At 70.8% G+C, this 8,507-nt stretch carries 7 protein-coding genes; 3 read left to right on the forward strand and 4 right to left on the reverse strand.

The genetic code is table 11. The features are described from left to right. Window positions 1-100: 100 nt before the first annotated feature. A complete protein-coding gene (locus KBX37_RS32405; protein ID WP_210779645.1) occupies window positions 101-847 on the forward strand; it encodes a TylF/MycF/NovP-related O-methyltransferase in 747 nt (248 codons plus the stop codon). Between the two features lie 138 nt (window positions 848-985). Here KBX37_RS32405 and KBX37_RS32410 read toward each other — a convergent pair whose 3' ends face one another. Together KBX37_RS32410 and KBX37_RS32415 are read right to left on the reverse strand one after the other, a co-directional pair. Beyond that, entirely contained in the window at window positions 986-1,777 is a 792-nt protein-coding gene (locus tag KBX37_RS32410) for an ABC transporter permease (RefSeq protein ID WP_231925120.1), read from the reverse strand. After that, complete coding sequence (locus KBX37_RS32415) at window positions 1,770-2,747, reverse strand: ATP-binding cassette domain-containing protein (RefSeq protein WP_210779646.1); 978 nt, start codon at window positions 2,745-2,747, stop codon at window positions 1,770-1,772. Before KBX37_RS32415 ends, KBX37_RS32410 begins: the two co-directional genes overlap by 8 nt. 862 nt (window positions 2,748-3,609) lie before the next feature. On the opposite strand from KBX37_RS32415, the gene KBX37_RS32420 reads away from it, so the two are divergent. Continuing rightward, entirely contained in the window at window positions 3,610-3,891 is a 282-nt protein-coding gene (locus tag KBX37_RS32420) for a hypothetical protein (protein ID WP_210779647.1), read from the forward strand. 112 nt (window positions 3,892-4,003) lie between these two features. On the opposite strand, the gene KBX37_RS32425 is transcribed toward KBX37_RS32420, so the two are convergent. Then, entirely contained in the window at window positions 4,004-4,225 is a 222-nt protein-coding gene (locus tag KBX37_RS32425; RefSeq protein WP_210779648.1) for an acyl-CoA carboxylase epsilon subunit, read from the reverse strand. Beyond that, the gene (locus KBX37_RS32430; protein ID WP_210779649.1) at window positions 4,222-5,790 is read right to left on the reverse strand and encodes an acyl-CoA carboxylase subunit beta; all 1,569 of its coding nucleotides are present in this window, start codon (window positions 5,788-5,790) and stop codon (window positions 4,222-4,224) included. Before KBX37_RS32430 ends, KBX37_RS32425 begins: the two co-directional genes overlap by 4 nt. A gap of 428 nt (window positions 5,791-6,218) precedes the next feature. On the opposite strand from KBX37_RS32430, the gene KBX37_RS32435 reads away from it, so the two are divergent. Further along, a complete protein-coding gene (locus KBX37_RS32435; RefSeq protein ID WP_210779650.1) occupies window positions 6,219-8,342 on the forward strand; it encodes an MMPL family transporter in 2,124 nt (707 codons plus the stop codon). Window positions 8,343-8,507: the final 165 nt, after the last annotated feature.

Genomic DNA, 8,507 nt, shown 5'->3' on the forward strand with positions numbered 1-8,507 from the left:
GCGGTATCCGGGGCGCCCCGACCGGCGTCCGGCAGGGCAACCAAGGACCGATCGACAGCGGCGTCGCCCACGCGCGCCGGCCGCGGAAGAGGACGGACAGATGACCGACACGGGAGTCACGCTCTACCTTGAGCTGATCAAGAAGGTGATCGCCAACGAGATCTACACCGACAACGCCGCTCCCTGGTGGACGGGGGCCGAGGGCGCCGCGGTGCCCGAGGGGGGCCTTCCGGGCACCTCCGCCGCGCACACGCTGGTCGGTCTCGAGGGTCTGGACAACGTGCAGGAGTGCGTCGAGCGGGTGCTGACCGACGGGATCCCCGGGGATCTGGTCGAGACCGGGGTGTGGCGCGGCGGTGTGACCATCCTGATGCGCGCCATCCTCAAGGCGCACGGCGTCACCGACCGACGCGTCTGGGTCGCCGACTCCTTCGAGGGCGTGCCCGAGGCGGGGGAGGGCAGCCACCCGCTGGACCAGGAGATGGCCCTGCACAACCTGAACAGCATGCTCAGCGTCTCGGCGGACGCGGTGCGGGCCAACTTCAAGGCGTACGACCTGCTCGACGAGCAGGTGGAGTTCCTGGAGGGGTGGTTCAAGGACACCCTGCCGGCGGCGCCGATCTCCTCGATCGCCGTGCTCCGCCTCGACGGCGACCTGTACGAGTCGACCCGGGAGGCGCTGATCCCGCTCTACCCCAAGCTCTCCGTGGGCGGGTTCATCATCATCGACGACTACAACATGGAGCCCTGCCGGGCGGCGGTGCACGAGTACCGCGACGAGCACGGGATCACCGACGAGATCCGGCCGGTGGACAACGGCGGGGTGTTCTGGCGCAAGACGGCCTGAGCCCCCGTACGCCGCAAGGGCGCCGCCTCCCGACGGAGGCGGCGCCCTTGTCGTGTCGGCGCTGCCGGCGCACGCGCGAAGGCCCTTCTCCAACGGGGGAGGAGAAGGGCCTTCGCTGTCGGTGACCGACGCCCGCGCTCAGTCCGTCTTCTTCTGGAAGAAGACCGCGGCGAGGGTGACGGAGACGACGAGGATGCCGACCGACCAGGCGAGCGCGATCCAGGGGTTGTCGCCGACCGGCCGGTCGAGCAGGAACCCGCGGACGCTCTCGATGATCGGCGTGGACGGCTGGTGCTTGGCCACGCCCTGCAACCAGCCGGGCAGCGTGTGGATCGGGACGAACGCGCTGCTGACGTAGGGCAGGAACATCATGATGAAGGCGAAGCTGGCGGCCGCGTCGGTGGACTTGGTGAGCAGCCCGACCACTGCGGAGAGCCAGGACATCGCCAGGATGAAGGTGACCAGGATGCCGCCGGCGGCGAGCCACTGGAGCAGGCTGGCCTCGGGCCGGAACCCGATGAGCAGGGCCACCGCGATCACCACGACCGTGGAGACGATGTTCTTGATGACGCTGGCGGTGACGTGGCCGCCGAGCAGCACCGCGCCGCTGACGTCCATCGACCGGAACCGGTCGATGATGCCGGTGCTCATGTCGTTGGCGACGCCCACGCCGGTCTGGGCGGCGCCCCACACCGTGCAGAGCAGCAGCACGCCCGGGGAGACGTAGGTGACGTAGTCGCCGCCGGTCTGGATCGCCCCGCCGAAGAGGTAGACGAAGAGCACCATCATCATGATGGGCAGCATCAGCGCCATCATCAGGGCGTCCAGGTCCCGGCTGGTCAGCCGGGTGCAGCGGGCGATCATGGTCACCATGTCGGTCCCGAGCGAGGTGGGCCGGGGCCGGTTGCGCAGGACGATGGACTCAGTCACCGACAGTCTCCTTAACTCGCTCCACCTCCGGGCTCGGGGTGGGGTGGCCCGTCAGCGCCAGGAACACGTCGTCCAGCGTGGCGCTGTGCACCTGGAACTTCGTGATCCGGTTGCGCTGCGGGTCTGCCTCGTCCAGCACGGCCCGCACCTGGTTGGCCGAGCCGTCGGTGGTGACCCCGATCGTCAGCAGGTCGAGATCCTTGGTGACCACCCGCTCGCCCAGCAGCGTGAGGACGTCCTCCAGCGCCGTGCGGTCGACCAGCTCCAGGTCGAGCCGCTGACCCGCGACCCGCTCCTTGAGCTGCGTGGGGGTGCCCTCGGCGACGATGGTGCCGCCGTCGAGCAGGGCCACCCGGTCGGCGAGGCGGTCGGCCTCCTCCAGGTACTGCGTGGTCAAAAAGATGGTCAGGCCGTTGGCGGCCAGGTCGGCGATGACACCCCACAGTGCGAGTCGGCTGCGCGGGTCCAGGCCGGTGGTCGGCTCGTCGAGGAAGACCACCGACGGCGCCCCGACCAGGCTCGCGGCGAGGTCCAGCCGGCGGGCCATGCCGCCCGAGTAGGTGGCCAGTCGCCGGCCGCCGGCGTCGGTCAGGTCGAACCGGGCGAGCAGCTGCTTCGCGCGCTCCTGCGACTCGGCGCGGGACAGGCCGGTGAGTCGGCCCATCATGCGCAGGTTCTCCTCGCCGGTCTGGTTCTTGTCGATCGCCGCGTACTGGCCGGTCAGGGTGATGGCCCGCCGCACCTTGCGCCGCTCCTTGACGATGTCGAAGCCGGCGATCCTGGCCTGTCCCGCGTCGAGGGAGGTGAGCGTCGAGAGGATGCGGACGCTGGTCGTCTTGCCCGACCCGTTGGGGCCCAGCAGGGCGAAGACGCTGCCCCGGGGGACGGTGATGTCCACGCCCTTGAGCACCTGCACGTCGCCGTAGGACTTTCGTAGCCCGCTGGCTTCTATTGCCAATTCGTAGGCCATTGTCGTTGCACTCCTCGCCGTCCCTGCTCCGGGTGGTCTTCTGCGTGCCTCGTACGCTAATCCGTGTAGACTGTACGCAGTTCGATGTTCGCCTGTCAACATGCTTCGTCGCCGCAGGTCAAGACCGTTCTCGCCGCCGCGCCGGGCGCCTTCGATGGGGCTCGCGGGCGGCGTCGGTCCGCGGGTGGGCAGGCCGTGCTCGGCGTGTCGCCGAGGGCTGGGCCGGCGGCGGGGTCACGGCCCCCAATGGGAGGCGGCGCGGCTGGATTTCCCGTGCTCGACAATGCGCGGAATCGCCGCTGACGGCCGGCTTGCTGAGCAGTTCTGAAACGTCCTCACTCATTTTCCGTCATCCGGGATCAGATGGGGGATGACCCTGAGTTGTGGCCCCGCGACGCGTGCGCCGACCCCTAGGTGGACCGCGTTCGTGCTGGTCACGACCGAGTTCGGAACCGTCGCCGGTGGTCCTGGTCGGGGGTGTCGACGTGCCGATTCCCGGCCGGCGCCCGGCGCTGGGGTTGACGCGTCGAGTAGCCGGTGTGTACGGTCTGCACACAACGGTATACGGCATAAACAGAAGCTCTCCGGGTCTATTCCCGAGCCGATTTCTGTTCGGTTCGAGGTTGACGCCGGGAAAGTCGCCACAATCATTCCGTTCTCACTTGTCGCATTGATGTTCGACTTCATGTGTCGGCTCGCGCCGGGCGCGACCGGCGCGGGTCGTCGAGGCGGGCGGTGAGACGGCGCGGACGAGAGGGCGCAGGCGGCCGACGGCCCGGGAGGGGTCACCCTCGGGTGGTCGCCCATCGCCCGGGAGGTGAGGGCGACGGTGATCGGAACGCACAGGGATCGGGTGAGGGCGATGTCGGGAGGAATGGTGGGTCTGCGTTGGGAACACAACGTGGAGGTCACGGTGTCTCCGGACGGGTGGCTGATCCTGCACCGACAGCCGACCGCCGTCACGTACCGGTACCCGCCCTTCGTCACGGTCTCCTGGATCTCCCTGCAACGCCACGGCGGCGACCTCAACCTGGCCGCGGACGAGGTGGCCACCAGCTGGGAGGCGGACCGCGCGGAGATCATCGTGGTCATCGGCCGGTGGCTCGACGAACTGCGCGAAGCCGGCCTGGTGCGCGAGGACTGACCCCGGCGGGGAACCACCGCCTCCGGTGCCCACCGGGTCGGTGTCGACGCGGTGCGAGGCGACGGCGGCCCGGTCGGTCCCGACGCTGTCGGCCCCGTCGACGAGGACCCGGTCAGTGGCATCGCGAGGCCCAGGCACCGGGCGCCCGGTAGTCCGCCGCCGGGGACCACGACGCCTCGGCGCGCCGGCGGCCGGTCCGGGCCGTACCCCGAGCGGCGCGCAGCGCGCACATCAGGGCGACCGTGGCCGCCGCGAGCTCCTCCTCGGTGGGCGTGCCCCGGATTACCACCAGCCGCGGGACCCCCGCCTCGTCGAACTGCTCCGCCGCGGTCACGTCGGCGGGTTCCCGTGCTTGCGCCCCGGCAGTTGCACCCGCTTGGCCCGCAGCGTCTCCAGCGCACCGATCAGCACCGCGCGCGTCTCGGCCGGGTCGATGACGTCGTCCACCAGGCCGCGCTCGGCCGCGTAGTAGGGGTGCATCAGCTCCTGCTCGTACTGCTTGATCCGCTGCCGGCGGGCCACCTCCGGGTCGGGCGCCGCCGCGATCTCCCTGCGGAACACCACATTGGCCGCGCTCTCCGCGCCCATCACCGCGATCTCGTTGCTCGGCCACGCGAACGAGAGGTCCGCGCCGATCGACCGGGAGTCCATCACGATGTACGCCCCGCCGTACGCCTTGCGCAGGATCACCTGGATCCGGGGCACCGTCGCCGAGCAGTACGCGTACAGCAGCTGGGCGCCGTGCCGGATGATCCCGCTGTGCTCCTGCGCGGTGCCGGGCAGGAAGCCGGGCACGTCGACCAGGGTCACCAGCGGGATGCTGAAGGCGTCGCAGGTCTGCACGAAGCGGGCCGCCTTGGCCGAGGCCAGCCCGTCGAGGGCGCCGGCGAGCATCCGGGGCTGGTTGGCGACGATGCCGACCACGTGCCCGTCCAGCCGGGCCAGGCCGCAGACGATGTTGCGGGCCCAGGAGGCGTGCACCTCGAGCAGGTCCCCGTCGTCGACGATCTCCCCGATCACCTCGCACATGTCGTACGAGCCGCGGGGGTCGGCGGGCACCAGGTCGAGCAGGCGCGGGCAGCGGCGGTCCGGCGGGTCCCCGGTGGGCTGCACCGGGGGCAGTTCCCGGTTGTTGGACGGCAGCAGCGAGAGCAGGTGCCGGACCTCGGCCAGGCACTCCGCCTCGGTGTCGTGCACGAACGAGACGGTGCCGGTGACCGAGGCGTGCACCTCGGCGCCGCCGAGCTGCTCGTGCGTCACGGTCTCGCCCGTCACCGCCTGCACCACGTCCGGCCCGGTGAGGTAGAGCTGGGCCACGTTGCGGACGGCGAACACGAAGTCGGTCAGCGCCGGGGAGTACGCCGCGCCGCCGGCGCAGGGCCCGAGCATCACGCTGATCTGGGGGATCACCCCGGACGCCTGCACGTTGCGGCGGAAGATGCCGCCGTACCCGGCCAGGGCGGTGACGCCCTCCTGGATGCGGGCACCCGCGCCGTCGCCGAGGCAGACCAGGGGCGCGCCGGCCGACTCGGCCATGTCCATGATCTTGTGGATCTTCTCGGCGTGGGCCTCGCCGAGCGAGCCGCCGAAGATCCGGAAGTCGTGCGCGTACGCGAAGACCGTCCGGCCGTCGACCTTGCCCCAGCCGGTGACCACGCCGTCGGTGTGCGAGCGGCGGTCCTCCAGCCCGAACCCGGCGGCCCGGTGCCGGCGCAACTGCTCGATCTCCCGGAACGTGCCCTCGTCGAAGAGCAGGTCGAGCCGTTCCCGGACGGTGAGTTTGCCCTTGGCGTGCTGCTGCGCCGAGGCGCGGGGACCCGGGCCGGCGATCGCCGTGGCCTTGACGGAATGCAGCTCGGCCACCCGGGACCCGAGGTCGGAATGCGGTTTGTCCACCATGCGTCGTCGCCCCTCACGCTCGCCGACGTCGACCCGCGTCAACCGGCTGGTCGGGCTCTCACGTAACCACCGGCGACGGCGGCACGAACAGAACAGCCGCCCCCTAACCAGGACGACGGATCCCCTAGCCGCCCGCCCGACGACCCCAGGGCCATCGGCATTTCCGCAGCTAAACCGGGGCGCGAGCGCTTCTTCCCAACTGGTCGGACACTCTGCCGAAGTGCTTGACGCTGTTCCGCCGTACTGCTTAGCATGTACGCGTGGGGCATACGCAGAAGCATGCCCCGTGTGGTGGGGCACCTTCGGAAATGGCCGTCAGGCCCGATGAGCGACGAGGTCTTGTCCCCGTCCCCAGGCGGACGACGCCGGGATCTCCGTGCCCTGGACGATGAAATCGGCATAGACGGGCATAGAAGGGTTTCGGCTCAATGAGCGATTCTGTCGGGCTACTGGCCAAATTGCCGAGTGGTCGGCGTTCCAAGTGGGCCATCCTCGCGTTGTGGATAGTCCTCGCCGTCGTGCTCGGCCCGCTCTTCGGCAAGATTGAGGACTACGAGGACCGGACTCCGTCCGGCAGCCTTCCGCGCGGCGCCGAGTCGACCGCCGTCATGGAGGAGTTGGACAAGTACCGCTCCGCCTCCGAGGCCGTCCCGGTGGTCGCCGTCTACACCCGCGAGTCCGGGATCCAGGACGCCGACCGCAACAAGGTGGAGGCCGACCGTACGGCGTTCGCGAAGTTCGCCGACGGCGGCGCGGCCATCCAGCCGGCCATCCCGTCCCAGGACGGCAAGGCGCTCATGCTGGTGGTGCCGCTGACCCGTGACGACGTCGAGATCGACTTCGCGGTCAAGGACCTGCGCACCGCCGCCCAGGCCGGCGCCCCGGCCGGGCTGGACGTCGACCTCGGCGGCCCCGGCGGCCTGCTCAACGACTACACGCAGGCGTTCGAGAACCTCGACGTCAACCTGATGATCGCGACCAGCTCGATCGTCATCGTGCTGCTCCTGCTGATCTACCGCAGCCCGTTCCTCTGGATCTTCCCCCTGCTGGCCGTCGGCTTCGCCAGCGCGCTCACCCAGGGGGTCGCGTACCTGCTCGCCAAACACGCCGGGCTGCCGGTCAACCCGGCCAGCTCCAGTTTGCTGATGATCCTGCTGTTCGGCGTCGGCACCGACTACGCGCTGCTGCTCATCGCCCGCTACCGCGAGGAGCTGCGCCGGCACGCCGACAAGCACCTGGCCATGGGCATCGCGCTGCGCCGCTCGGGCCCGGCGATCCTCGCCTCCGCCGCGACGGTCGTGGTCGGCCTGGCCTGCCTCGCCCTGGCCGACATGCAGAGCGCCCGCAGCCTCGGCCTGGTCGGCGCCACCGGTGTGCTCTGCGCGTACCTGGCGATGGTCACCATCCTGCCGGCGCTGCTGGTGATCGCCGGCCGGTGGGTGTTCTGGCCGTTCGTGCCGAAGTTCGGCCAGGAGGTGCGGGCCGGGCGCGGATTCTGGTCCCGGATCGGCACGTCCGTCGGCCGCCACCCCCGGGTGGTCTGGCTCGGCTGCCTGATCGTGATCGGCGGCCTCGCCGTCAGCGCGCTGGACATCAAGATGGGGCTCGCCCAGACCGAGGTGTTCCAGACCAAGCCCCAGTCGGTCACCGCGCAGGAAAAGCTCGCCCGGCACTTCCCGTCCGGTGCCTCCGACCCGGCCATCCTCGTCGCCGACGCCTCGGCCGCCGGGCCGGTCAAGGCCGCCGCCGCCGGCGTGGACGGCACGACGGTCGGCCAGGAGTCGCCCAGCCCGGACGGCAAGCGGGTCATCATCGACGTGGTGCTCCGGGACGCGCCCGACAGCGACGCGGCGAAGGAGACCATCGACGAGATCCGGGACGCGGTGCACGCCGTACCCGGGGCGAACGCGAAGGTCGGCGGCACCACCGCGGAGACCCTGGACATCGACCGGGCCTCCAGCCGGGACGCCCAGGTGGTCATCCCGGTCGTGCTCGCGGTGATCCTGCTGTTCCTGATCATCCTGCTGCGCGCCCTGGTGGCGCCGCTGGTCCTGCTCGGCACGGTGGTGGCGTCCTACTTCGCCGCGCTGGGCGCGTCGCACCTGCTCTTCAAGCACGTGTTCGGGCACGAGGGGACGGCCTGGCAGTTGCCGCTGGTCAGCTTCGTCTTCCTCGCGGCACTCGGCGTCGACTACAACATCTTCCTGATGACCCGGGTGCACGAGGAGGCCGCGCGCCACGGCCACGCCGAAGGCGTACGCCGTGGTCTGTCCACCACCGGCAGCGTCATCACCTCGGCCGGCATCGTGCTGGCGGCGACCTTCGCGGTCTTCGCCTCCATGCCGGTGGTCGACATGATCCAGTTCGGTGTGGTCGTCGCGGTGGGCGTCCTGCTCGACGCCTTCCTGGTGCGGACGCTGCTGGTGCCGGCGCTCTCCTTCGACATCGGCCGGGCGAGCTGGTGGCCCGGGCGCCTCTACCGGGACCTCGGCAAGCAGGCCTCCGCGCCGGTCAGCCCCGGCGTGCCGGGGCCGGTGCGGGCCAGCAAGTAGCCACCGGGCCGGAGCGGGTCCTCGGGCCCGCCCCGGCCTCCGGTGGGGCTGGGCGCTCTACCGCGGGCAGTGGTCGCCGGCGTTGGCCGGGGGACCGTGACCTGGGGTGTGGCGGCACCGAGCCCGAGCAGGACGGTGCGATTCGCTCTGGCGGCGCGGCCCCCC

The sequence above is a fragment of the Micromonospora sp. U56 genome (genome assembly GCF_018070095.1).
Taxonomy (GTDB): domain Bacteria; phylum Actinomycetota; class Actinomycetes; order Mycobacteriales; family Micromonosporaceae; genus Micromonospora; species Micromonospora purpureochromogenes.

What these genes read in the sequence shown, in the direction of transcription:
- KBX37_RS32405 (WP_210779645.1), top strand. Translation starts at nt 101, where the DNA reads ATGACCGACACGGGAGTCACGCTCTACCTTGAGCTGATCAAGAAGGTG.
- KBX37_RS32415 (WP_210779646.1), bottom strand. Translation starts at nt 2,747, where the DNA reads ATGGCCTACGAATTGGCAATAGAAGCCAGCGGGCTACGAAAGTCCTAC.
- KBX37_RS32420 (WP_210779647.1), top strand. Translation starts at nt 3,610, where the DNA reads ATGTCGGGAGGAATGGTGGGTCTGCGTTGGGAACACAACGTGGAGGTC.
- KBX37_RS32430 (WP_210779649.1), bottom strand. Translation starts at nt 5,790, where the DNA reads ATGGTGGACAAACCGCATTCCGACCTCGGGTCCCGGGTGGCCGAGCTG.
- KBX37_RS32435 (WP_210779650.1), top strand. Translation starts at nt 6,219, where the DNA reads ATGAGCGATTCTGTCGGGCTACTGGCCAAATTGCCGAGTGGTCGGCGT.